The organism is Stenotrophomonas sp. TWI1409 (assembly GCF_039673015.1).
Lineage (GTDB): Bacteria > Pseudomonadota > Gammaproteobacteria > Xanthomonadales > Xanthomonadaceae > Stenotrophomonas > Stenotrophomonas maltophilia_A.
Genome location: NZ_JBDJKU010000062.1, coordinates 1 through 23,926, shown reverse-complemented (window position 1 = coordinate 23,926; position 23,926 = coordinate 1). Strand labels below are relative to the sequence as shown.

Annotated in this window: 22 protein-coding genes and 1 tRNA gene; 8 read left to right on the top strand and 15 right to left on the bottom strand. The window is 67.3% G+C overall.

Translation table 11 applies throughout. The features are described from left to right. Positions 1 to 83: 83 nt before the first annotated feature. Positions 84 to 1,166, bottom strand: a complete 1,083-nt coding sequence (gene ugpC, locus ABE423_RS16950) for a sn-glycerol-3-phosphate ABC transporter ATP-binding protein UgpC (RefSeq protein ID WP_125895703.1) — start codon at positions 1,164 to 1,166, stop codon at positions 84 to 86. 352 nt (positions 1,167 to 1,518) lie between these two features. Here ugpC and zwf point away from each other — a divergent pair, with 352 nt between their 5' ends. From zwf to eda, 5 genes are all read left to right on the top strand, one after another. Continuing rightward, positions 1,519 to 2,955, top strand: coding sequence for a glucose-6-phosphate dehydrogenase (gene zwf, locus ABE423_RS16945; protein ID WP_010484333.1), 1,437 nt, complete (start codon positions 1,519 to 1,521; stop codon positions 2,953 to 2,955). Beyond that, positions 2,952 to 3,959: a glucokinase gene (gene glk, locus ABE423_RS16940; RefSeq protein ID WP_049400948.1), complete on the top strand. Its 1,008-nt coding sequence runs from the start codon at positions 2,952 to 2,954 to the stop codon at positions 3,957 to 3,959. Before zwf ends, glk begins: the two co-directional genes overlap by 4 nt. Continuing rightward, entirely contained in the window at positions 3,956 to 4,681 is a 726-nt protein-coding gene (gene pgl / locus ABE423_RS16935; RefSeq protein ID WP_253145950.1) for a 6-phosphogluconolactonase, read from the top strand. The genes glk and pgl overlap by 4 nt, the downstream gene beginning before the upstream one ends. Before the next feature lie 58 nt (positions 4,682 to 4,739). After that, positions 4,740 to 6,656, top strand: a complete 1,917-nt coding sequence (gene edd / locus ABE423_RS16930) for a phosphogluconate dehydratase (RefSeq protein ID WP_180838580.1) — start codon at positions 4,740 to 4,742, stop codon at positions 6,654 to 6,656. A gap of 205 nt (positions 6,657 to 6,861) precedes the next feature. Then, entirely contained in the window at positions 6,862 to 7,521 is a 660-nt protein-coding gene (eda, locus tag ABE423_RS16925) for a bifunctional 4-hydroxy-2-oxoglutarate aldolase/2-dehydro-3-deoxy-phosphogluconate aldolase (RefSeq protein WP_032128859.1), read from the top strand. A 330-nt stretch (positions 7,522 to 7,851) separates the two neighbouring features. On the opposite strand, the gene ABE423_RS16920 is transcribed toward eda, so the two are convergent. The 3 genes from ABE423_RS16920 to ispG all read right to left on the bottom strand — a co-directional run bounded on the left by ABE423_RS16920 (position 7,852) and on the right by ispG (position 10,696). After that, positions 7,852 to 8,499, bottom strand: coding sequence for a response regulator (locus ABE423_RS16920; protein WP_004153112.1), 648 nt, complete (start codon positions 8,497 to 8,499; stop codon positions 7,852 to 7,854). A 201-nt stretch (positions 8,500 to 8,700) separates the two neighbouring features. Next, the gene (locus tag ABE423_RS16915) at positions 8,701 to 9,450 is read right to left on the bottom strand and encodes a phosphatase PAP2 family protein (protein WP_032128858.1); all 750 of its coding nucleotides are present in this window, start codon (positions 9,448 to 9,450) and stop codon (positions 8,701 to 8,703) included. After that, complete coding sequence (ispG, locus tag ABE423_RS16910; RefSeq protein ID WP_032128857.1) at positions 9,431 to 10,696, bottom strand: flavodoxin-dependent (E)-4-hydroxy-3-methylbut-2-enyl-diphosphate synthase; 1,266 nt, start codon at positions 10,694 to 10,696, stop codon at positions 9,431 to 9,433. The genes ABE423_RS16915 and ispG overlap by 20 nt, the downstream gene beginning before the upstream one ends. A 114-nt stretch (positions 10,697 to 10,810) precedes the next feature. Between ispG and ABE423_RS16905 the strand changes: the two genes are divergently transcribed. Next, positions 10,811 to 12,037: an ATP-binding protein gene (locus ABE423_RS16905; protein WP_346486851.1), complete on the top strand. Its 1,227-nt coding sequence runs from the start codon at positions 10,811 to 10,813 to the stop codon at positions 12,035 to 12,037. Continuing rightward, complete coding sequence (locus tag ABE423_RS16900; RefSeq protein WP_012510702.1) at positions 12,034 to 12,603, top strand: response regulator transcription factor; 570 nt, start codon at positions 12,034 to 12,036, stop codon at positions 12,601 to 12,603. The genes ABE423_RS16905 and ABE423_RS16900 overlap by 4 nt, the downstream gene beginning before the upstream one ends. Before the next feature lie 18 nt (positions 12,604 to 12,621). Here the strand turns inward: ABE423_RS16900 and ABE423_RS16895 are convergent, their stop codons facing one another. The 9 genes from ABE423_RS16895 to pcnB all read right to left on the bottom strand — a co-directional run bounded on the left by ABE423_RS16895 (position 12,622) and on the right by pcnB (position 22,221). Then, on the bottom strand, positions 12,622 to 15,519 hold the full coding sequence (locus tag ABE423_RS16895; RefSeq protein ID WP_346486849.1) for a type 2 lanthipeptide synthetase LanM family protein: 2,898 nt from the start codon (positions 15,517 to 15,519) through the stop codon (positions 12,622 to 12,624). 81 nt (positions 15,520 to 15,600) lie between these two features. Next, on the bottom strand, positions 15,601 to 15,807 hold the full coding sequence (locus ABE423_RS16890; protein ID WP_010484314.1) for a DUF6229 family protein: 207 nt from the start codon (positions 15,805 to 15,807) through the stop codon (positions 15,601 to 15,603). Between the two features lie 316 nt (positions 15,808 to 16,123). Then, positions 16,124 to 17,638 carry a glucose-6-phosphate isomerase gene (gene pgi / locus ABE423_RS16885; protein ID WP_346486847.1) on the bottom strand — a complete coding sequence of 505 codons (1,515 nt, stop codon included), beginning with the start codon at positions 17,636 to 17,638 and terminating at the stop codon, positions 16,124 to 16,126. Next, the gene (panD, locus tag ABE423_RS16880) at positions 17,635 to 18,015 is read right to left on the bottom strand and encodes an aspartate 1-decarboxylase (protein ID WP_032128853.1); all 381 of its coding nucleotides are present in this window, start codon (positions 18,013 to 18,015) and stop codon (positions 17,635 to 17,637) included. Before panD ends, pgi begins: the two co-directional genes overlap by 4 nt. An 87-nt stretch (positions 18,016 to 18,102) precedes the next feature. Next, entirely contained in the window at positions 18,103 to 18,600 is a 498-nt protein-coding gene (locus ABE423_RS16875; RefSeq protein WP_149909427.1) for a hypothetical protein, read from the bottom strand. 66 nt (positions 18,601 to 18,666) lie between these two features. Beyond that, positions 18,667 to 19,506 carry a pantoate--beta-alanine ligase gene (gene panC, locus ABE423_RS16870; RefSeq protein WP_346486844.1) on the bottom strand — a complete coding sequence of 280 codons (840 nt, stop codon included), beginning with the start codon at positions 19,504 to 19,506 and terminating at the stop codon, positions 18,667 to 18,669. Continuing rightward, positions 19,503 to 20,318 carry a 3-methyl-2-oxobutanoate hydroxymethyltransferase gene (gene panB / locus ABE423_RS16865; protein WP_005416119.1) on the bottom strand — a complete coding sequence of 272 codons (816 nt, stop codon included), beginning with the start codon at positions 20,316 to 20,318 and terminating at the stop codon, positions 19,503 to 19,505. The genes panC and panB overlap by 4 nt, the downstream gene beginning before the upstream one ends. A gap of 34 nt (positions 20,319 to 20,352) precedes the next feature. Next, on the bottom strand, positions 20,353 to 20,838 hold the full coding sequence (gene folK, locus ABE423_RS16860; protein WP_346486842.1) for a 2-amino-4-hydroxy-6-hydroxymethyldihydropteridine diphosphokinase: 486 nt from the start codon (positions 20,836 to 20,838) through the stop codon (positions 20,353 to 20,355). 3 nt (positions 20,839 to 20,841) lie between these two features. Next, positions 20,842 to 22,221, bottom strand: coding sequence for a polynucleotide adenylyltransferase PcnB (pcnB, locus tag ABE423_RS16855; protein ID WP_346486858.1), 1,380 nt, complete (start codon positions 22,219 to 22,221; stop codon positions 20,842 to 20,844). Positions 22,222 to 22,273: 52 nt separating this feature from the next. Here pcnB and ABE423_RS16850 point away from each other — a divergent pair. After that, positions 22,274 to 22,348: transfer RNA gene (locus tag ABE423_RS16850), tRNA-Glu, on the top strand. Positions 22,349 to 22,778: 430 nt separating this feature from the next. Here the strand turns inward: ABE423_RS16850 and msrA are convergent. Beyond that, positions 22,779 to 23,444 (bottom strand): peptide-methionine (S)-S-oxide reductase MsrA, encoded by a 666-nt coding sequence (gene msrA / locus ABE423_RS16845; RefSeq protein WP_346486856.1) that lies wholly within the window; start codon positions 23,442 to 23,444, stop codon positions 22,779 to 22,781. Between the two features lie 30 nt (positions 23,445 to 23,474). After that, on the bottom strand, positions 23,475 to 23,738 hold the full coding sequence (locus tag ABE423_RS16840) for a DUF2007 domain-containing protein (RefSeq protein WP_346486840.1): 264 nt from the start codon (positions 23,736 to 23,738) through the stop codon (positions 23,475 to 23,477). Positions 23,739 to 23,926: the final 188 nt, after the last annotated feature.

Here is a 23,926-nt window from a genome sequence, read left to right as displayed (position 1 = left end):
GTGTTTTCTTGTTTGGTTTGGCCGGGCGTGGGGCTGACACCCAGTCTTTTTTTTTGTGGCCGCCCGCCCCCCGGCACTACCCGTTACAGGCGCTCGCCGGTTTCCGGGTTGAAGAAGTGCAGGCCCTGCGGGTGGATCGCCACACGGATCTGCTCGCCCACCGCCGGCAGCGACTGCGGCGCTACGCGCATGGTCAGCGCATGCTGGCCACTGCTCAGGTTGACGAAGATCTCGTTACCGACCGGTTCGATGCCTTCAATGCGTGCGGCAAATGCATGCGCATCATCGGCACGGGCCGGCTGCAGGTGTTCCGGGCGCACGCCCACCGCGATCGGCTTCTGCAGCCACGCCGGATCGATCGTGGCCTGGCCCAGCGGTGCACGCCATTCGCCGTCGACCACGGTCACGCCGCCGGCATCGCCCTGCAGCGTGCCACGCAGCACGTTCATCGCCGGGCTGCCGAGGAAACCGGCCACGAACAGATTGGCCGGGCGGTCGTACAGCGCCATCGGCGTATCGATCTGCTGGATGATGCCGTCCTTCAGCACCACGATGCGCTGGCCCAGGGTCATCGCTTCGACCTGGTCGTGCGTCACGTAGATCATGGTGGTGCCCAGCTTGCGATGCAGCTGCGCGATCTCGGTACGCACGCTGTGGCGCAGCTTGGCGTCGAGGTTGGACAGCGGCTCGTCCAGCAGGAACACCGCCGGCTCGCGCACCAGTGCACGGCCCAGCGCAACACGCTGGCGCTGGCCACCGGACATCGCCTTGGGCAGCTTGTCCATCATCTCGGTCAGGCCCAGGGTCTGCGCTGCTTCGGCGATGCGCTTGTCGATGGTCGCCTTGTCATGCCCGCGCAGCTTCAGGCCGAAGGCCAGGTTCTCGGCCACGGTCATGTGCGGGTACAGCGCGTAGCTCTGGAACACCATGGCGATGTCGCGGTCCTTCGGCGCCACGTCGTTGACCACGCGATCACCGATGGTCAGCGTGCCGCCGCTGATCTCCTCCAGGCCAGCCACCATCCGCAGCAGGGTCGACTTGCCACAGCCGGACGGACCGACCAGCACCATCAGCTCGCCATCGGCGACCTCGAAGCTGGCGTCCTTCACCGCGACCTGGCCGTTGTCATAGACCTTGCGCACACCCTGCAACTGCACTTTTGCCATATCACCTATCCGGTCCGCCCGAAGCCGGGCTGTCTTTTGGGACTGCCTCGGCCCTCCCGATGGCAGTGATGATTGCGCGCCTGCCGCATGACGGCGAGCACTGCAATCGAATACAGTTGCCCATTCTGCCATGTAAACGTTTTCACGTGGCACTATCCGATGATCGGTGCGCACCGATCTGCGTCGGCGGTTGAACGAAGGTTCCGCCGAGGCAGTGGTTTCGAATGGAACGGTCTTCCGCTACCCCGGAGATCGCCCCTGACGAACCTCGGACAGGCAGTTGCGCGGATGTCCCCCGAACCCAGCCATGAAGCGATTGACAACGATGTCACCCGGATCTGAAACTCGAGCGATGCACGACACCCTCTTCCTGTTCGGTGCCACAGGTGATCTGGCCCAGCGCTACCTGTTCCCTTCGCTGCTTCGCCTGCTTGGCGACGGCCTGCTGCCGGAGGACTTCCGCATCCGTGCGCTGGCCCTGTCCGGGCATGACACCGAAGCCTTCCATGACATCCTGCGGCCGCGCCTGCAGCAGGCCATGCCGATGGCCACGCAGGACGACATCAGCGCCCTGCTGCGCCGCATCGACTATCGTTCGGTGGACCTGCGCGACGTCGACTCGGTTGCCGCCGCAGTCTCCGACCTGGTGCACCGCAAGTGCGTCAGCTACCTGGCCATTCCGCCGGGCCTGTACATCTCCACCTGCGAAGGCCTGGCCAAGGGTGGCGCCCTCGCCGCACCGGCACGCCTGATGCTGGAGAAGCCGATCGGCAGCGACAGCGAAAGCGCCGAGGAAATCATCAGCACCATCGGCCAGTGGATCGACGAGGATCGTGTGTTCCGCCTCGACCACTACCTGGGCAAGGCGGCGGTGCAGAACCTGATCGCGCTGCGCTTCGGCAACACGCTGCTGGAAGCGGTGTGGAACCGCAACTACATCGAATCGGTGCACATCCTGGTCGCCGAAAGCGAAGGCGTGGATGGCCGCGACGCCTACTACGCCCGCTCCGGCGCGCTGCGCGACATGGTGCAGAGCCATATCCTGCAGCTGCTGTGCATGGTGGCGATGGAGCCGCCAGCCTCGCTGGAAGCCGACCGCATCCGCGACGAGAAGGTCAAGGTGCTGCGCGCCCTGCGCCCGCTCGATGCCAAGCACGCCGCGCGTGACAGCATCCGTGGCCGCTACACCGCCGGTACCATCAACGGCCAGCCGGCCCAGGCCTACCAGCCGCCGGAAGGCAGCGACGTGGAGACCTTCGCCGGGGTCACCGCGCATATCGACAACTGGCGCTGGAGCGGCGTGCCGTTCCACCTGGTCACCGGCAAGCGCCTGCCCGAACGCACCACCCGCGTGGTGGTCACGCTGAAGCCGGTCACCCACTGGCTGTTCGAGCGCCCGCAGCGCGCGCAGGCCGCACCGAACCGCCTGGTGTTCCAGCTGCAGCCGCAGGAAAACATCGAACTGGGCCTGATGAGCAGCCTGGCCGGCCCGGAATGGGGCGCGCTGGAGCTGCATCCGCTGGAACTGGAACTGTCGGTGCCGACTGGCCTGCACCGCCGCATCGCCTACGAACGCCTGTTCCTGGATGCCTTCAACGGCAACCACACGCTGTTCGTGCGCGACGACGAAGTGCGCGCAGCGTGGGCCTGGATCGACAGCGTCGCCGACGCCTGGAAGGACGCCAAGCTGCCGCTGGAGCCCTACCCCGCCGGCCAATGGGGGCCGAGCAATGCCGGCGAGTTCCTGCCGCAGGGCGTGGACGCGCCGGACAGCGGAGCGTCGGCATGAGCGCCAGCTCGCAGCCGGTGCTGGTCGCCGACATCGGTGGCACCAATGCCCGCTTCGCCCTGGCTGACACTTCGCAGGACGCACCACTGCAGAAGGACAGCATCCGCGAGTACGCGGTGGCGGAGTTCCCGTCGCTGGGTGATGCCGCGCGCCACCATCTGGAACAGATCGGCGCCACGGCCAGCCGCGGCGTGTTCGCGGTGGCCGGTCGCGTCGACGGTGACGAAGCGCGCATCACCAACCACCCGTGGGTGATCTCACGCAGCCGCACCGCCGCCATGCTCGGCTTCAACGAACTGCACCTGATCAACGACTTCGCCGCACAGGCGATGGCGATTTCGCTGCTGCAGCCCGATGACGTGGTCCAGGTCGGCGGTGCCGCCTGGGTGCCGGGCAAACCCGGCCAGCCGCGCAACTACGCGGTGATCGGGCCGGGTACGGGCCTGGGTGTCGGTGGCCTGATCCTGCGCCACGGCCGCTGCTACCCGCTGGAAACCGAAGGCGGCCATGTCAGCTTCCCGCCGGGAACCCCGGAGGAGATCCGCATCCTGGAGATCCTGTCCGAACAGTTCGGCCGCGTCTCCAACGAGCGCCTGATCTGCGGCCCTGGCCTGGTCAACATCCATCGCGCCGTATGCGAGATGGCCGGCATCGATCCGGGCCAACTGCAGCCGGTGGACGTGACCGCCCGCGCCCTGCACGGTGACCCGCAGGCGATGCGCACCGTCGATGTGTTCTGCGCCGTGTTCGGCGCCATCGCAGGCGACCTGGTGCTGACCCAGGGCGCGTGGGACGGCGTGTTCCTGACCGGCGGGCTGACCCCGAAGATGCTCGATTCGCTGCAGCACTCTGGTTTCCGCCAGCGCTTCGAACACAAAGGCCGCTTCTCTTCGATCATGGCGCGGGTGCCCTCGTTGGCCGTGATGCATCCCCACGCCGGACTGCTGGGCGCCGCCGCCTACGCCGCCGACGCCGAACGTGACGCACCTGGAGTTGCCGCATGAGCCCCACCACCTTCCACGACGACCGCATCGAGTTCATCCAGCACGGCGATGCCGATGGCTGGATCGAGGCGGTGGCCGCTGAGATGGCGCAGACCCTCAACCACGACATCAACGAAGTGGGCCGCGCCCGCATCCTGTTGTCTGGCGGCACCACGCCGGCACCGGTCTACCAGGCGCTGGCCGAACTGGACGTGCACTGGGACCGCGTGGAAGTGAGCCTGGCCGATGAGCGCTGGCTGTCGCCGCAGGATCGCGACAGCAATGCTTGGCTGGTGCGCGAGAATCTGCTCAAGCGCGCCGAAGGTGCGCATTTCGATCCGCTGGTGCGCATCGGCAAGCCGCTTCCGGAATGCGTGTACACCGCCAACCTGCAGGCGCAGCACAGCCAACCGCCGAGCCTGGTGGCGCTGGGCATGGGCAACGACGGCCACACCGCCTCGCTGTTCCCCGGCTCGAAGGACCTGGCCCGCGCACTGGAAAGCACCCTGCCCTACGCGGCGCTGGATGCCACCGGCTGCCCGGGCGCGAACCAGTGGCCGCTGCGCATCACGCTGACCCCGCATGGCCTGCGCCAGTGCCGCCAGCGCCTGCTGCTGCTGCGCGGCAAGCAGAAGCTGCAGGTACTGCGCCAGGCGCTGGACAGCAATGACGCCCAGCATTACCCCATCCTCAATGCGATCAACCTGGAAGGCGCGCGCCTGCGCGTCCACTGGGCTGATTGATGTTGGCGGCGGCGCCGTGCCGCCGCTTGCCTCTCGCCACCACGAACGCCGGTAGCCAATGAGCCTCCATCCGCAACTGCAAGCCATCACTGAGCGTGTCATCCGCCGCAGCGCCGCCTCACGCGCCGCCTACCTGGCCGCGATCGACGCCTCCCTGCGTGAAGGCCCGTTCCGCAGCCGCCTGAGCTGCGGCAACCTCGCCCACGGGTTCGCCGCCTGCGGCGGCACCGACAAGAGCCGCCTGCGCGGCGGCGTGACGCCGAACCTCGGCATCATCACCGCCTACAACGACATGCTGTCGGCGCACCAGCCGTTCGAGACCTATCCCGAGCAGATCCGCGAGATCGCCCGCGAGCTGGGCGCCACCGCACAGGTGGCCGGCGGCGTGCCGGCGATGTGCGACGGCGTCACCCAGGGCCGCGGCGGCATGGAACTGTCACTGTTCTCGCGCGATGTGATCGCGCAGGCCACCGCGATCGGGCTCAGCCACGATATGTTCGACACCACCGTCTACCTCGGTGTGTGCGACAAGATCGTGCCGGGCCTGCTGATCGGTGCGCTGGCCTTCGGCCATCTGCCGGCGGTGTTCGTGCCGGCCGGCCCGATGACCCCGGGCATCCCGAACAAGCAGAAGGCCGAAGTGCGCGAGCGCTACGCCGCCGGCGAGGCCACCCGCGAGGAACTGCTGGAAGCGGAATCGGCCTCTTACCACGGTGCGGGCACCTGCACCTTCTACGGCACCGCCAACTCCAACCAGGTGCTGCTGGAAGCGATGGGCGTGCAGCTGCCGGGCGCCTCGTTCGTCAACCCGGACACGCCGCTGCGCGACGCACTGACCCGCGAAGCCACTGAACGCGCGCTGGACATCACCGCACTGGGCGACGATTTCCGTCCGCTCGGCCGGATCATCGACGAGCGCGCGATCATCAATGCGGTCATTGCGCTGATGGCGACCGGCGGCTCGACCAACCACACCATCCACTGGATCGCGGTGGCACGCGCGGCTGGCATCGTGCTGACCTGGGACGACTTCGACGAGCTGTCGCAGCTGATTCCGCTGCTGGCCCGCGTCTACCCGAACGGCGAAGCCGATGTAAACCGCTTCGCCGCAGCAGGCGGCCCGGCCTTCGTGTTCGGCGAACTGATCAAGGCCGGCCTGATGCACGGCGACCTGGTCAGCGTGGCGCGCGGCGGCATGGCCGACTATGCGCGCGAACCGCAGCTGCGCGACGGCAAGCTGGTCTACCTGCCGGGCCTGGAACGCAGCGCCGACGAAGAGGTGGTGCGTGGCGTCGACAATCCGTTCGAACACCAGGGTGGCCTGCGCCTGCTGCGCGGCAACCTCGGCAAGTCGCTGATCAAACTGTCGGCGGTGAAGCCGCAATACCGCACGATCGAAGCACCGGCGGTGGTGGTCGATGCGCCGCAGGTGTTGAACAAGCTGCATGCCGGCGGCCTGTTGCCCGAGCATTTCGTGGCGGTGGTGCGTTACCAGGGCCCGCGTGCGAACGGCATGCCGGAACTGCATTCGCTGGCGCCGCTGCTGGGCCTGCTGCAGAACCAGGGCCGGCGCGTGGCGCTGGTCACCGACGGCCGCCTGTCCGGCGCCTCGGGCAAGATTCCTGCGGCGATCCATGTGACGCCGGAAGCGGCGCGGGGTGGTCCGCTGGCCAAGGTTCGCGAGGGCGACATGATCCGCCTCGATGGCGAGGCCGGCACGCTGGAAGTGCTGGTGGACGCAGCCGAATGGGCTGCACGTCCGCTGGCGCCGAACACCGCGCCTGCCGCGCATGATCTGGGCCGCAACCTGTTCGCGATCAACCGTCGCGTGGTGGGGCCGGCGGACCAGGGTGCGATTTCGATTTCGTGCGGGCCGGCGGCGGCCGATGGCGGGCCGTGGGAGTACGACGCGGAGTATGAGCTGGGGCACGATGCCGCGGCGGCGGCGGCGCCGCATGAGGCGAAAGACGCCTGAAGCGAAAAGCCGCGGCAGGCTTCCCGGCTTGGGCAGTAGAGCGCCCTGGCCGGGACACGCCGTAAACCCATCCATGGGGGCTCGATCGCGGCATCCATGCCGCTCACGGTCCCGGCCAGGGCGCTCTACTGCCCTTGGACAATTCCCGGCGCGTCATTTGCGCTGCGGCCACTGAATCAAGAAGAGCAAAGGCAAGGGCAAAAGCATGGGTATCGAACAACATCAGGTGAAGGCGGCGGAGCTGTTGCGTGCGGCGGGCATCCTGCCGGTGGTGACGATTCATACGCTGGACCAGGCGCGTGCGGTCAGCGCGGCGCTGCTGGAAGGTGGTTTGCCGGCGATCGAGCTGACCCTGCGTACGCCAGTGGCCATGGAAGCGCTGGCGATGCTCAAGCGCGAGCTGCCGGACGTGGTGGTGGGTGCCGGTACGGTGCTGACCGTGGAGCAGATGCAGCAGTCCATCGATGCGGGTGCGGATTTCCTGGTGACCCCGGGTACGCCGCCGGCGCTGGCTGATGCACTGGCCGCTGCGCCGCTGCCGGTGGTGCCGGGTGCGGCAACCCCGACCGAGCTGCTGTCGCTGTACGCGCGCGGCTTCCGCGTGTGCAAGCTGTTCCCGGCCACGGCCGTGGGCGGGCTGGCGATGATCAAGGGCCTGGCCGGCCCGGTTGCCGACCTCAAACTGTGCCCGACCGGTGGCATCACCGAAAACACCGCCGCCGAATACCTCGAGCAGAAGAACGTGGTCTGCATCGGTGGTTCGTGGATGGTGCCGGGCAACTGGATCGCCGACGGCGAATGGGACAAGGTGCGCGCCAGCGCCGCAGACGCGGCAAAGATCATCAAGCGCGTGCGCGGCCACTGAGCCCGACAAAGGTGTAGAGCCGCGCCCACGCTCGGCTCCGGCATCATCAAGGGTCAGAGCCCTTTCCCACCGGGAAAGGGATCCGACCCCAGGCGACGAGCGCGCACAGCGCGCGACCCGCTCCTGCTCTTCCTTCTTCATTCCGCAGTGGACGCGTACGGAACCTGTCCGTGGCCATGCGGAGGGATTGCGCAGGGGCGTAAGCGCCATGGATGGCGCGCCCGAGCCTCCAGGGATGGATCCACGGCGTCCCCTGCGCAATCCCTCCGCAGGGCCAACCCCACGAATCCTGCCGCACACCGCGAGGGGCTCAGCCGTTGGCCGAAACCCTTACAGCGGCCGTGCCGGATCCACCAGCCCATACTGGCTGGCCATCCGCGCCAGCGCGATGTTGTCGTGGATTCCCATCTTCTCGAACAACCGCGCCTTGTGCGTGTTCACCGTCTTCGCACTCAGGCTCAGCCGCCGCGCGATGTCTTCCTGGCGCAGGCCCTGGGTCAGCAGCAGTGCCACTTCCAGCTCGCGCGGTGACAGGCTGTCGAACGGCGAACCGTTGCCCTCCACCGTCGACAACGCCAGGTTCTGCGCGATGCTGGTGCCCAGGTAGCGGCGGCCACCGGCCACGTCACGCACTGCGCGCAGCAGTTCCTGCGCATCGCAGCCCTTGCCGATGTACCCGGCAGCACCGGCTTCCAGCAGGCGCTTCGGCAGCGGGCCGTCTTCCAGCACCGACACGATCACCACGCGGGTGTTGCGGTGGCTGCGGACGATGCGCTCGGTCACTTCCATGCCGCTTACGCCCGGCAGGTGCAGATCGCACAACACCACGTCCGGCAGCAGCTGGCGGACTTCACGCAGCGCGTCTTCGCCGGTCTCGGCTTCGCCCACCACCTCGATGTCGGTTTCCCCCGACAGAATCATCTTCATCCCGGTGCGGACCAGCGCATGGTCATCCACCAGGTAGACTCGAATCGTCATTCACGTACCTCTTCGAATGCGGCCATTGCAGGTCAAGCTAGGCAGGGTGCCGATACCCCTGCAAGCGCGTTCGGAATGCGACCCCGGCAATCTGCCTTGCGCATCACACTACCGCGCGTTGTGCTTGCCCCCTGTCTTGCAGAACCTGCTGCAACGAAACAACTGATCTATCACGTAGACGTCCCTCAAGGGCCATCCACGTCAATCCCCCTGTGATGATGCTTCGCTGGCCTTCGCTGGCGGCGAGCCGTGACGTCGCCACGGGTGCCGGCGACTGAACATGACCAGATAGCACCCTACCACCCAAACCAGCGCGGCACACCATCCGGCCAGGATATCGGAGGGGTAATGCACCCCCAGGTAGACCCGGGACACGCTGACCAGGAGGCTGAATGCCGGTGCCAGCAGCAGCACCGGCCAGCGCCAGCGGGTGTTCCAGGCCAGCAGTACCAGGGTCACTGCCAGGGTCATCGAGCCCATCGCATGGCCGCTGGGGAAGCTGAACGTCGATTCCGGCGCGATCGATTCCCACAGGCTGGGGCGCTGGCGCTGGAAGAAGTGCTTGCTGCCCATGTTCAGCAGCGCCGAGCCGACGAAGCTGACCGCCACGAAGGTCGCCTCGCGCCAACGCCGGTAGCCCAGCAGCACGCCGATGATCAGCACGTCGGCCGGGATCAGGAACCATTCGTAGCCCAGTCTGGAAATGAGCACGAAGAAGCGGTCCAGCAGCGGCGAATGCAGGCCATGCATCTGCCACAGCAGCGGCGCATCGAAATGGAACGATTCAAACTCGTGCACCTCGTCAGCCAGGGCGACGAAGCCGGCCAGCGGCAGCAGCACGCCACCGAACAGCAGGACCAGGCGCCAGGCATTGCGCGCCATCCAGTGGCGGAAGCCGGAGGCGGACTCCGGTGCAGCGAGGATCGCAGGCTTATCCGGCGCTTCGGACATACTTGTGTTCGACGTAATCGTCGATCAGGGCGACGAATTCCTGGGCGATGTTCTCGCCACGCAGGGTCACCTTCTTTTCGCCATCGACGAACACCGGCGCTGCAGGCGTTTCACCCGTGCCGGGCAGCGAGATGCCGATATTGGCATGGCGCGACTCACCCGGTCCGTTGACGATGCAGCCCATCACCGCCAGGGTCATGTTCTCCGCACCCGGGTGGTGGATCTTCCACAGCGGCATCTTCTCGCGCACGTGGTTCTGTACCACCTTGGCCAGCTCCTGGAAGAACTCGGAGGTGGTGCGGCCGCAGCCCGGGCAGGCCGTGACCAGCGGCGTGAAGGCGCGCTGGCCGGTGGTCTGCAGCAGCTCCTGGGCGACGATCACTTCCTGCGTACGCGACTGGCCCGGTTCCGGGGTCAGCGAGATGCGGATGGTGTCACCGATGCCCTCCTGCAGCAGCACGCTCAGCGCCGCGGACGAGGCGACGATGCCCTTGCTGCCAATTCCGGCCTCGGTCAGGCCCAGGTGCAGGGCGAAATCCGAGCGCTGGGCCAGGTCGCGGTACACCGCGATCAGCTCCTGCACGCCACTGACCTTGGCCGACAGCACGATGCGGTCGCGCGGCAGGCCGAGCTCCACCGCCTGCTCTGCCGAATCCAGCGCCGAGCGGATCAGCGCCTCGCGCAGCACGCGGCCGGCGTCCCAGGGCTGCTCACGCAGGTTGTTCTCGTCCATCAGCTTTGCCGCCAGGGCCTGGTCCAGCGAGCCCCAGTTGGCACCGATGCGCACCGGCTTGTTGTAGCGGATCGCGAACTCGATCAGCTGGGCGAACTGCAGGTCCTTCTTCTTGCCGAAGCCGACATTGCCCGGGTTGATGCGGTACTTGGCCAGCGCTTCGGCACAGGCCGGTTCGGCGGTCAGCAGCTGATGGCCGTTGTAATGGAAGTCACCGATCAGCGGCACGTCGATGCCCATCATCGCCAGCTTGTCGACAATGCGCGGGATCGCCGCAGCCGCTTCCACGGTATTGACGGTCAGCCGCACCATTTCCGAACCCGCACGCCACAACTCGGCCACCTGCTTCACGCTGGAGGCCACGTCGGAGGTATCGGTGTTGGTCATCGACTGCACCACGACCGGCTTGCCTCCGCCTACGGTGACCCCGCCGATCTGGACGGCATGGGTCTGGCGGCGGGGCCAGGCAGTGGCATCGGAAGGGGGCGTCGGGCGGGTAACGGCGTCGTGCATGGGCGCATTCTACCGCCCGCCTCCGCATTCCGGGTGACTCGCATTCAGCCGGCGGCACGGCTGCGGCCGATTGTCGCAGGCACGGTCACGCGTGAACGCATACGATGAGCGTGAATGACCGGTCCCGACGCCCCGTTTCTCCGAACCCTGTGCAGCCTGCGCTGGCTTGCCGTAGGTGGCCAGGCCGCCACCATCCTGGTTGCCACCTGGGTGCTGGGCCTGCCGTTGCCGCAACTGCCATTGTGGGCGGGCGTGGCCGTGCTGACCCTGTTCAACATCTACACCCAGCTGCGCCCGGAGGCGGCCGACACCGCGCCACTGACCGCATTCGGCCACATTCTGGTGGACGTGATCATCCTGACCTGGATGGTGGGCTGGAGTGGCGGCATGGCCAACCCGTTCAGTTCGCTGTTCCTGATCCTGATCGCGCTCGCCGCGTTCGCCCTGCCCCTGCGCTGGGCACTGGCGGTGGCGCTGGCCTGCCTGCTCGGCTACGCCGCCAGCGCCATCTTCGGCCAGTCGCTGCCGGATGGCTATTTCCGCGCGCAGGACCTCAACCGCTGGGGCGTGGTCGCCAATTTCCTGATTTCCGCAGCGGTCGTGCTGACCTTTTCCACCCGCCTGGCACTGGCGCTGCGCCAGCGCGAACTGGAACTGTCGGCCCTGCGCGAACGCTTCGCCCGCAACGAGGGCATCGTCGCCCTGGCCACCCATGCCGCCTCGGTGGCGCATGAACTGAACACGCCGCTGGCGACCATGACCCTGCTCGCCGATGACGTCGCCGAGCGCAGCGAAGAGCCCGAAGTACGCGAAGACATGGAAACCCTGCGCGAGCTGCTGGTGCAGTGCCGCGAGCGCGTGCTGGCGCTGGCCGCACCGGCCTCGGCCGATGCACCGGGTCGCAGCCACTCCAGCGCCCAGCAGGTACTGGAACAGTGGCGCCTGGTGCGGCCGACCATCGACCTGCATCGCAATGACGATGCGCCGCTGCGGCTGCCACTCGACCCGGGCGTGGGCCATCTGCTGATGGTCCTGCTCAACAATGCCGCCGATGCCGGCGAGCAGGCCGGCCGGCCGCGCGTGGACCTGGACCTGCGCATCGAAGGCGACGACCTGATCGGCGAAGTCCGCGACTACGGCCACGGCTTCGACGCCCGTGCTGCGGTGCTGCCGGGCAAGCTGTTCGGCAGCAGCAAAAGCGAGGGCATGGGCGTCGGCCTGGCCCTGTCCCATGCCACCATCGAACGCCTCGACGGCGAGATGTGGATGCGCCCGGCCCAGGGGGCCGGCAGCCGCGTCGGCTTCCGCCTGCCGCTGACCCCACGTGAGGACACCCCATGAGCCTTCATCACTCCACCCTGGGCCTGCTGGTCGACGACGACGAGCTGTACCTGCGCACCCTGCAGCGCAGCCTGGCCCGCAAGGGGCTTGAAACACAGACCGCACAGGATGCCGCCAGTGCGCTGGCGCTGGCCCGCCAGCATCCGCCGGCGTTCGCGCTGATCGACCTGAAGCTGGGCAGCGATTCCGGCCTGGCACTGATCCAGCCGCTGCGTGCCCTGCGCGCGGACATGCGCATCCTGCTGGTGACCGGCTACGCGAGCATCGCCACCGCCGTGGAGGCGATCAAGCTGGGCGCGGATGACTACCTGCCGAAGCCGGCCACGGTGCCGATGATCCTGCGCGCCCTCGGCGAGGAAGACGATGGCCCGGCCGACGATGGCGAAATGGAAGTGCCGGACGCGATGACGCCGATCAGCCGCCTGCAGTGGGAACACATCCAGCAGGCGATGCACGAGACCGGCGGCAACGTGTCCGCGGCAGCGCGCCTGCTCGGCATGCACCGTCGTTCGCTGCAGCGCAAGCTGGCAAAGCGGCCAAGCCCGGAACGCGATCCCAGCCGTTGATTGCCGAACCCGTCCGGCTCAGACCTCGGCCAGCGCCGGTCGGTCCTGCGCGGCACTGGAACGCGATGCCGGGGCATCGACCCGCGCCGCCGCCGTCTCCTGCAGCAACGGCGACGGCAGCGCGCAGGCCGGATGCATGCGCAGGAAGCCATAGATCGCACCTGCCAGGCCGATCATCAGGCCCGGAGTAAAGGCCGCGCGGGTCAGTCCGCCGACCATGCCCTGGTGCTCCTCGATCGAAGAAACGATCTCGATGGCGGCCTCATCCTGCGGATAGGGACATCCCTCCGGATCCAGCGCAGCCGCAAGAACCAGCAGCTCCCGGGTGGACACATCGCCGTGGCACAGGGTGTGGCTGAACCCCCATTTGCCGCGCGCGTCGGCCACAGCCCGCCGCATGTCACGCAACTGCGCGGGATCGCCGGTGCGGGCATACAGATCCGCGGCCGCCAGACCGATGCCGACACTGCCATGGCACCAGGTCGGGAAGTTCTTCTGCCCATCCTGCAGGTGGATGTCACGCCAGTGCCCGGTATGCGGTTCGAACAGCGCCGCCTGGAACGCAAACGCTCCTTCGGCCAACTGCCACCAGGCGGCCCGCTCGGGCACGCTGCCGGCATCCGAACGCGCCAGCCGTGCCAGCGCCCAGCCCATGCCCATCGCGCCGTGGCCAAAGCCACCGATCGGCTCGCGGAACTGTGGCGTCGGCCAGCGTGCGCCGTCCGTGTCGACGATCGCAGCATCCTGCAGGCGACGTCCCGCTGCGGCCGCCAGCTCCAGCCAGCGCGCGTTTCCGGTAGCCCCGGCCAGCGACAGCAACGGCAGGATCATGCCGGACACGCCATCAATCAGTTCGAACTTCGTCGCCTCCTGGAACCCGCGACGCTCTGCGGCTTCTGCGCAGCGCTCCGCCAGCGCCAGCAGCGCCGGTCGCTGCAACAGGTCGTTCAATGCCAGCAATGCCCAGATCTGCGAACCGGTTCCGACGAATCCACCATCGATCTCGGCGGGATGCCGCTCACACATGGTCTGGAACACCGCGAGGGCGCCATCGATGGCCGGGGCCAGCCCCACTACCGGGTCGGCACGCCCCTGCTCCACTTCCCGGCGGTAGGCCGCCAGTGCGAACGCAATGCCTCCCAGCCCGAAATACAGGTCGGGCTGCACCGGCTGGACGGTCCACCCGGTACGGGTCACCTCGGGTGTGATCCAGGTCATCGAACCGTCTTCGCCGTGCACCGCCAGCCGCAGCAGGCTCTCCACCGCGCGCGCGGCCAGCGTGCGACGGCGTGCATCCAGGTCGTCCGCACGCGGATGCTGTGCTGCATAGCTGTGGCCGGATCTAGCCTCGGCGCGGGCCAGCGCATGCTGGTTCAGGTCGGTGGCTACCAGCGTGCTGCGGATGGTCACGTCTTCCAGGTCGATGCGCATCGCACGCCAGTTGTCGGTGATGGAGCGGATGCGGGCCGCGTCCAGCTGCGATGCGAAGATCGGAATGTCACCGTGGCGCAGGTCGTCCACTTCGCCGCGCACGGTCTCCAGGTCCGATGGCGCGGCCGGTGACACCGCCGCATTGCGCACCAGCAGGTCGATCGCGCGTTCAACCGCCTGGGCTTCGTTGTGCAGCGATGCCGGATGCCAGAGCATTCGCCCGAGCTCGGCGTAGGCCATGGTCGGCCGCCGCACATCGCGCACCTGGCAGCCCTCGAAAGCCGCCAGGAGCGGCATCAGTTCACCCTTCGCATCGAGCGCGCGCAGGCGCCCACTGGCGTCGATGAAGCCCTCGCTGATGTGATCCCAGTACAACGACACATCGGGCTGCGCGCTGGGATGATTCTGCGCAACGGAGACCTCGGCCTCAACCATGCCCAAGCGGGCCGGTTCCGTCCCGTCCTCGACAATCACCGGCACCTGTACCCGCGGCTGCTCGCCCGGCAGTGCGCCGGCTGCGGACAGATCCACGCCTTCCATGCCCAGGCCGGCAGTACGGAATGGCACGATTCCGGTACGCAGCACTGAATTACGCATCAGCTTGACGGCGGTGTCGTACGCATCGCCAAGCCCTGATGGCTCAATGTCGATTACCCGGGAGAACACGCTTTCGGCGTCGACCACAACCGGCACCGGCCCGACCGCGATCAGATTCTCCAGATGGATGTCGGTGCCACCGACCAGGCGCAGGATTGCCAGCCAATGGCCAAGACCGCGGTAGTAGGCACGCAGTTCAAGGTCATCGGCACAGTAGCGGTGCGCGGCGAAGGCGGCCCAGCCGTGGCTGCCACGATCAATCACCTTCGGCACGCATACGCGGTCAGGGCCGTCACCAAAGACCGTGGACAACAGGCCATCAAGCGTCGCATCGATGCGCAATGAGCGTGGCTTGTACATCACCGTGCCGCCATCGAACTGCAGCCGCGCCACGGTCCGGCCGCCACCATGCAGGTCACCGCGTCCCAATGCAACGGCATGCAGCGTGCCCGCCGGCGCACCCAGCAACTCTGCCAGCGCCGCACGATCGCTGCCGATGCGAACAGCGAGCTCCACCACAGCCGCACATTGTCCTTCGAGCATGCGCGTCAGGCGCGGCAGCAGCACCGGATAGCGTCGCTGCAGATGCGTGCGGAAGCCCTCGCTGGTGGCCAGGGCAACGAATTCGTCCAGCACCCCAGCGCTGTCAAGCGGGCCGATGTCACCGCTGCGCGCAGCGGCGTGCAGTTCCAGCAGCAGCACGCGGTTGAGCTTGAGCTGGGCATGCTCACGCAGTGCCGCATCGCCCCGTGCATGCAGCAGATCGCGCTCGCCAGGCTGCAGAGCAATGGCGGGATCATGCAGGCCGGCAACCAGCGCAGCGCGCGCCTGGGCAAGGAAATGTTCGGTGATGCACGCAAACGCGGCCGCAGCCGGAGAAGCGGTCATTACGCCCCCTGCGAGATATCGAGAGTCTGTTCCAGTCGCCGGCACGCAGCTGCATGCCTCTGCGTGCCGGCTCGGGTTACATCAGCAACACAGGCAGTGGTTGATCACCGATACCGTGGTGGTGCACTCGTTGGTGCCCCCGGTGATCATGGTGTCCGAAGCTCCGGTGAGGGCCGCTTCGGTGGCTGCCGCACCGTAGATGAACAGCGAACCCGCAGGGTTGGCACACCCATCCACATCGTCCGAGCCATTGAGCCAGCCGGACACAACATCGTCGTTCAGATCCATTCGCAATCTCCTGTCATTCACAACATGAGGCGTTGAGGACATGGATCGATTCCACGTCCCTTCGGATACGGCCAGTCCCTGGCATCAACATCATGCTGCGAGCGATACTGGATGACAGGTACAGCCGCCCGTGCACACTGCATCCGCGTGTGAAGTGCGTCAAGCTGCGCTGCGGCAGGGCGCACGAATACGCTGCACGTGCGGTACGGAAGTGACGTGGAATGAGTGGCCGCGCCGCCATTCCTGCGCGACCGGATCGAAGGCAACCGGAGAGGCATCGGATGGCCGGCCGGCGCCGGCACATCCGCAGGCCGGGTCAGCTCTTCAGCTGCGCCAGGATCTCGCGGGTCATCGGATCGGCAATCGCCACATCCTCACCCTGCAGCGCCGGCAACAGGCCACTGGCCAGCTGCTTGCCAAGCTCGACACCGAACTGGTCGAAGGCATTGATGTTCCAGATCACCGACTGCACGTACACGGCGTGTTCGTACATGGCGATCAGCGTACCCAGCGCCTGCGGGGTCAGCGCGTCGAGCAGGATCAGCGTGCTCGGGCGGCCGCCCGGGTAATCACGGTGCGGGTCGTCGCTGCTCTGGCCATTGGCCAGTGCTTCGGTCTGCGCCAGCAGATTGGCCAGCAGGGCCTGATGATTGATCGTGTAGGGATCGTCGTTGTGTACGCAGCCGATGAAGTCGGCCGGAACGATGCTGGTTCCCTGATGCAGTGCCTGGAAGAAGCTGTGCTGCACATCGGTGCCCGCGCCGCCCCACCACACCGGCACGGTGTCGGTGGTGACCGGCTGGCCGTCACGCTGCACGCGCTTGCCCAGGCTTTCCATCACCAGCTGCTGCAGGTAGGCTGGCAGCAGCGCCAGGCGCTGGTCGTAAGTCATCACCGCATGCGTGGCATGGCCCAGCACGTTGCGGTTCCAGATGTCGGTCAGGCCGTGCAGCACCGGCAGGTTGCGCTCCAGCGGTGCATCCAGCGCGTGCGCATCCATCTGCGCGGCGCCTTCCAGCAGCTGCTCGAAGCGCTCGAAACCGATCGCAAGCGCGATCGGGAAACCAACGGCCGACCACAGCGAATAACGGCCACCGACCCAGTCCCACATCGGCAGTACGCGATCGGCAGCGATCGCGAAGGCCTTGGCGGCACGTTCCGGATTGGCACTGACCGCGTACAGGCGCTCGCTGCCACCCAGCCAGTCGTGCAGGATCTGGCCGTTGAGCAGGGTTTCCTGGGTACCGAAGGTCTTGGAGATGAGGATGCCGGCGGTCTTCGCCGGATCCAGCGTGGCCAGTGTGCGCTGCATGGCGGCGCCGTCCACGTTCGATACGAAATGCACGCGCAGGCGCGCGCCGGTGACCGGGCGCAACGCATCGGCGACCAGGCGCGGACCGAGATCGGAACCACCGATGCCGACGCTGACCACGTCAGTGACGCCGCTGTCTTCCAGCGCACGCACCAGCACGCCCATGCGCTGGCGGATCCCGCGCGCGGTGGCATAGGCCTCGGCCGCCACCGGCGCATCGACCACGTCGCCGCGCAGCGCGGTATGCAGCGCGGCGCGACCTTCGGTCAGGTTGACCTGCTCGCCACGGAATAAGCGGGTGATGGCACCACCGACATCACGGTCGGCGGCCAACGTGAGCAGGGCCTGCAACGCCGCGGCATCGTATTTCTGCCGCGCGAAATTGACATACAACGGACCGACCCGCAGCGCCAGGTCCTGCACGCGGCCGGGTTCGGCGGCGAGCAGGCTGGGAATGCTTGCGCCCTTCAGGCGCTGGGCGTGGGAATGCAGCGAGTCGAATCCGTTGTTCGTTGTCATGCGGCCTGGGTCGGGATCGTGTCGTTGGTGTGGGAGATCTGGTTCTTGCCATCAACGTACACCAGCTTCGGCTTGAAGCTGTCAGCTTCCTGCTCGGTCATGCTGGCGAACGCGGCGATGATGATGATGTCACCGACCTGCACGTGGCGCGCAGCACCACCGTTGAGCGAGACAACGCCGCTGCCGGCTTCGGCGCGGATGGCGTAGGTCGAGAAGCGCGCACCGTTGGTCACGTCCCAGATGTGCACCTGCTCGAACTCGCGGATGCCGGTGGCAGCCAGCAGGTTGTCATCGATGGCGATCGAGCCTTCGTAGTTCAGCTCGGAATGGGTGACGGTGGCGCGGTGGATCTTGGTCTTGAGCAGGGACAGGTGCATGGGGGCGCTGCAACGGCAAAGGAAAGAGCGGATTCTAGCACCCGCTTGGCCATCGTCAGGGGGCCGCAACAGGACGCTGAAGGCTGTTCAGGCCCCCTCCCCCGGCGGCGGCGGCGCGGCATGCCCGGAACTGCCCTCCAGAGACAGCCGGAACACCGTATGGAAGGCCAGCCCGGCGACCAGGCCGAAGCCACCTGCGGCCAGCACCTGCAAGGCATAGCTGATCACGTCGAAGGTGTCGACATAGCGCAGGCGCTGCAGCAGCGGACCATTGTCCGCGCCCGGCCAGGTGCAGGTGGCCATGGCCAGCGCGCCCAACCCGAAGCCGACCAGCACGAATCCAGTCCGGCGCAGCCGCTGTTGAGACTGCAGGATCAGCGCCATCGGCAGCAACACCGCGATCGCATTGCACACGGCCAACACGAACATCAGCCCACCGCCGGTGAGCGCAGGCATCGGCGTGCGCCGGAATTCAAGCGCGAACAACAGGCCGCCAAACAACTGGGCCGGCAGCATGCCGGCGGCCAGCACCGCCAGGATCGAGGCCTGGGCAAGACGGCCGGTATCAGTGCTGGGGGTCTTCATTTCCGGTCTCCCGTCCGTGGGAAGTCGAGAGGCGCCCGTTGCGGGCGCCCCGGAGCCGCATGCGGCTCAGAACTCCAGGTTGTCGATCAAGCGGGTAGTACCCAGCCGCGCGGCGATCAGCGCCACGCGGCCACCGCCGTCGAAGGTCGGCTCGGCCAGCTCCGGGGTCCGCAGCACTGCATAGTCGACCTGGAAACCGGCCACCTGCAATGCCGCCGTGGCGTCGGCCTCGATGCGATCACGTGCCTGCCCGGCCACGTAGCCTTCGCGCATGCCCAGCAGGGTGCGGTGGATGGTGGTCGCAAGCGGGCGCTGTTCGGCGCTCAGGTACTGGTTGCGCGAACTCTTGGCCAGGCCATCCTCGTCGCGCACGATGTCCGCACCGACAATCTGGATCGGGAACGACAGTTCGGCCACCATCTGCTTGATGACGGCCAGCTGCTGGTAGTCCTTGCGGCCAAACACGGCCACGTCCGGCTGCACCTGCAGGAACAGGCGCGCGACCACCGTGCACACGCCATCGAAGTGCCCCGGACGGCTGGCGCCTTCCAGCACTTCACTCACGCCCGGCGCGTGCATGCGCGTGGTCTTGTCCACCCCCAGCGGGTACATCACCTCGACGCTGGGCAGCCACACCGCATCGCAGCCGGCCTGCTCCAGCCCGGCCACATCGGCCTCGGGCGTGCGCGGGTAGCGGCTGAAATCCTCGTTCGGCCCGAACTGGGTCGGGTTGACGAAGATGCTCGCCACCACCTTGTCGGCGTACTGGCGGGCCAGGGTCACCAGCGAATGGTGACCCCCATGCAGGTTGCCCATGGTCGGCACCAGCGCCACCCGCAGGCCCTCGCGCTTCCACTGGGCGATCTGCCCGCGCAGTGCGCCGAGCTCGTTGAAGGTCTGGATCATTGGGCGTAGGCGTGCTGTTCGTCGGGGAAGCTGCCGTCGCGCACCGCGTCGGCATAGGCGCGGGTGGCACCGGCCACCGAACCGCCTTCGGCAAGGAAATCCTTGACGAACTTGGGACGGCGATGACCACTGTCCAGGCCGAGGAAATCATGCAGCACCAGCACCTGGCCATCGCACTGCGGGCCTGCGCCAATGCCGATGGTCGGCACATCCACCGCAGCGGTCACTTCGGCGGCGACCGGAGTCGGCACGCATTCGAGCACCATGATGCTGGCGCCGGCAGCGGCCACAGCCTTGGCATCTTCCACCAGCTGGCGCGCGGCATCGCCACGCCCCTGGATCTTGAAGCCGCCCAGTCGCAGCACCGACTGCGGGGTCAGGCCCAGATGCGCGCAGACCGGAATCTCGCGCTCCACCAGGTAGCGGATGATGTCGACCTTGAAGCCGGCACCTTCGATCTTGACCATCTCGGCGCCGGCCTGCAGCAGCTGCAACGAGGCATCCAGCGCGCGCTCCGGGGTGGCATCGGCGCCGAACGGCAGGTCGGCCACCAGCAACGCACGCTGCAGCACGCGGGCCACGGCGCGGGTGTGGTAGACCATGTCGGCCACGGTCACCGGCAAGGTCGAATCATGGCCCTGCACGACCATGCCCAGCGAATCGCCGATCAGGATCAGGTCGACGCCGTTGGCATCGAAAGTGCGGGCGAAGCCGGCGTCGTAGGCGGTCAACATGACCAGCTTCTGGCCATTGCGCTTGGCCTCGGCCAGGGCGGGAACGGTCCAGGGCTTGCTGTCTGCGTGGGTGCTCATGTGCTGATAACCGGGGGAGATAACCCGGGCATTATCACCCTATCGGCGCAATCCCGCAGGCATCCACCCGCATCACTGCATCCCGCACGCGGCCATGGCCGGGAATGGCCAGATCCGGCGCGATTTCGGCCAGCGGCACCAACACGAAGGCACGCTCGTGCAGGTAAGGATGCGGCACCTGCAGACCAGGCTGGTCGAGCACCTGCGCGCCATACAGCAGCAGGTCCAGGTCCAGCGCGCGCGGGCCCCAGTGCACCGCCGGATCGCGTACGCGACCAGAACGCTGCTCCAGCGCCAGCATCGCCTGCAGTAGCGTATCGGCGGGCAGCGTGGTCTCGACCACAGCCACCGCGTTGACGAACGGCGGCTGGTCTTCATTGCCCCAGGCCGGCGTGGCGTACAGCCTTGAGGCTTGGCGCAGGCGGGTATCGGGCAGGCCGTCGAGCGCGGCAATCGCCGCGCCGACGGTGACGGCCGCGTCGCCAAGGTTGGCGCCGAGGCCGATCCAGGCAAGGGTCATCGTTTACTCGCCAGCCGCACCGGCCGGGGCACCCGGACGACGGCGGCGACGGCGGCGCTTGCGCGGTGCCCCGCTCTCGCCATCCCCCTCTTCGCTGTGCATCACGTCCAGCGACGATTCCAGCTCGCGACCGGACTGCGCCTGCGCCTCACGCCAGAACTCGACATCGGCGGCGTGCTCGGCCGAGGCCACCTGGCGCAGGCTGAGGAAGTCGAACGCAGCGCGGAAGCGCGGATGGGTCAGGGTACGGAACACGCGCTTGCGCTGGCGCGAGCTGAAGCGCGACTGCAGCAGCCAGATTTCCTGCATCGGCAGCGAGAAGCGGCGCGGCAGCGCGATGGTGCTCAGCTGCTGCACCGTGACGCGGTCGGCCGCACGGCGCTGCGCCTCTTCCGGTGCCACGCCCTGCTTGAGCAGGGTTGCCTGGGCGCGGCAGAACGCCGGCCACAGCAGCAGCGCAAACAGGAACGCGGGCGAGACTGGTTCATCGTTGGCCACGCGTGCATCGGTGTTGGCCAGGCCCTCCACCAGCATGCGGCGCAGCGCGCCGGTGCGGTTGGACTTCAGCGCCTTGGCGCTCTCCGGGAACAGCACGTCCAGCAGGCCGTAACGTTCGAGGCCTTCGAAGCTGGCCACGCCGTGCCCGGACAGGAACAGCTTGAGCACTTCTTCGAACAGGCGCGCCGGTGCGGCTTCGTTGAGCAGGCCCGCCAGGTGCGGGATCGGCGCGGCGGTGCCCTCTTCGATCTGGAAGCCGAGTTTGGCCGCCAGGCGCACCGCACGCAGCATGCGCACCGGATCTTCGCGATAACGCTGCTCGGGGTCGCCGATCAGCTTCATCAGGCGCGCCTGGACGTCCTCGAAGCCGCCGGTGTAATCACGCACCGAGAAGTCCTCGATGGCGTAGTACAGGGCGTTGCAGGTGAAGTCGCGGCGGATGGCGTCGTCTTCGATGGTGCCGTACACGTTGTCGCGCACGAGCATGCCGTTTTCCATCTCGCGGTCGCCGCTGCCGTCATCGCTGTTGGCACGGAACGTGGCCACTTCGATGATCTCGCGGCCGAACACAACATGGGCCAGGCGGAATCGGCGGCCGATCAGGCGGCAGTTGCGGAACAACTGCTTGACCTGCTCGGGCGTGGCGTCGGTGGCCACGTCGAAATCCTTGGGTTGGCCATTGACCAGCAGATCGCGCACCGCGCCGCCGACAAGGTAGGCGCCGAAGCCGGCATCGCGCAGGCGATAAAGCACGCGCAGGGCGTTCGGGCTGATGTCCTTGCGGGAGATCGTGTGCTGGTCGCGCGGGATGACGCGCAGGCTGAACGGTGATGTAGCAGAGGAAATGATGTTGGCGCTTCCGGTTGAAGTTTCGGGATTGCCCAATGGCATCGAGGTGCATATACTAGCGCTCCTGCCTCGGCAGCGACACAGTTACGCTCCCTTCGTCTAGTGGTTAGGACGTGGCCCTCTCAAGGCTAAAACAGGGGTTCGAGTCCCCTAGGGAGCGCCAGTCGCCGCAGCAGGAACCGAAAAAGCCCGCCTTTGTGCGGGCTTTTCTGTTTTCCGGGGATTGCATTGGCATCGGTCGGCCTGGTCGCAGTAGCGCCTTCCTGTTCCTGCGCGGGAGGGGGCGGGCCACCCCCTCCAGACGATTTCCCGCGACGGCGGCACGAACAGCCTCGCTCCTCCGCAGCCAATTCAATCCCGACGCGCAGACCTGCGTCCGCCACCCGCAATGTGTCGAGAGGCTGCAGGCCAGCCGATCCAGGACCGTTGGCGCCATGGATGGCGCCATCGAGCCCCCATGGATGGGTTTACGGCGTGTCCTGCCAGCCGCCCCCGTCCCGCCAAACCATCAGCAACCCAGAGCCGCTTTGGCTTTGGCTTTGGCTTTGGCAGTTGCTTTCAGCTTCTGCCCGCCGCAGGCGGACCACCGCGCGTCAGCGCGGCGCCTCCACATCCAATCCGATCGGGCAGCTCACCCCGGTGCCGCCGATGCCGCAGTAACCGTTCGGGTTCTTCGCCAGGTACTGCTGGTGATAGTCCTCGGCGTAGTAGTACGCCGGTGCCGGGTACACGATCTCGGTGGTGATCGGGCCGTAGCCGGCCGCATCCAGCTGCGCCTGGTAGGCCTCGCGGCTGGCCAGCGCGGCGGCGTACTGCGCCTCGTCGGTGGCGTGGATCACCGAACGGTACTGGGTGCCGGTGTCGTTGCCCTGGCGCATGCCCTGGGTCGGGTCGTGGCTTTCCCAGAACAGCTGCAGAAGCCGCTCCAGGCTCACCACCGCCGGGTCGAACACCACCTGCACCACTTCGGTGTGGCCGGTCAGGCCCGAGCACACCTCTTCATAGGTCGGATTCGGGGTGATGCCGCCGGCATAGCCCACCGAGGTGCTGTACACGCCCGGTTCGGTCCAGAACTTGCGCTCGGCGCCCCAGAAGCAGCCCAGCGCGAAGCGGATCTGCTGCAGGCCGGCGAAACGGTCCTTCAGCGGATGGCTGTTCACGAAGTGCTGGTTGCTGTGCAGCGGCAGCGGTTGGTCACGCCCCGGCAGTGCTTCTTCCGGGCGCGGCAGGCGCTGCTTGAAGGCGCCGATGCCGAGGATGCCCTGGCCAATTCCCAACATGATGCGCTCCTACGCCGGAAGGCCGGCTATGTCGTCTGCATCTGAAATGGGGGCGTCCGGCGCGTGGCCCAAGTCCAGCGCCGCCACGATGTCCTCGGCCTGCGGCCGTGCCGCATCAGGGATGCCTACCCGCAGCAGGCCGAACAGCGGCAGCTCGCCCATGCCACCCAGCAACGACTCGCCGAACACGAAGGCCGGGATGCCGGCATCCTCCAGCGCGTGCTTGACCAGGTGGGCGTCGAACAGGTTGTCGGCCTTGTACACGATGTGCATGCGGCAGCTCCGTGGGACAGGGTTCCAGCATACGCCCGGGGGCTGAATGGTGGTGGTGACGGCGCATGACCGTTCTGCCGGCCAGCGGCCGGCCCTACCCCATTTCACGGCGATCCACATTCCGGCGGCCCGCGGCCGGCGCGACCCGGGAGTTGGGCGGGGAGTGGCGGCCGCGAGGCCGCCGCACC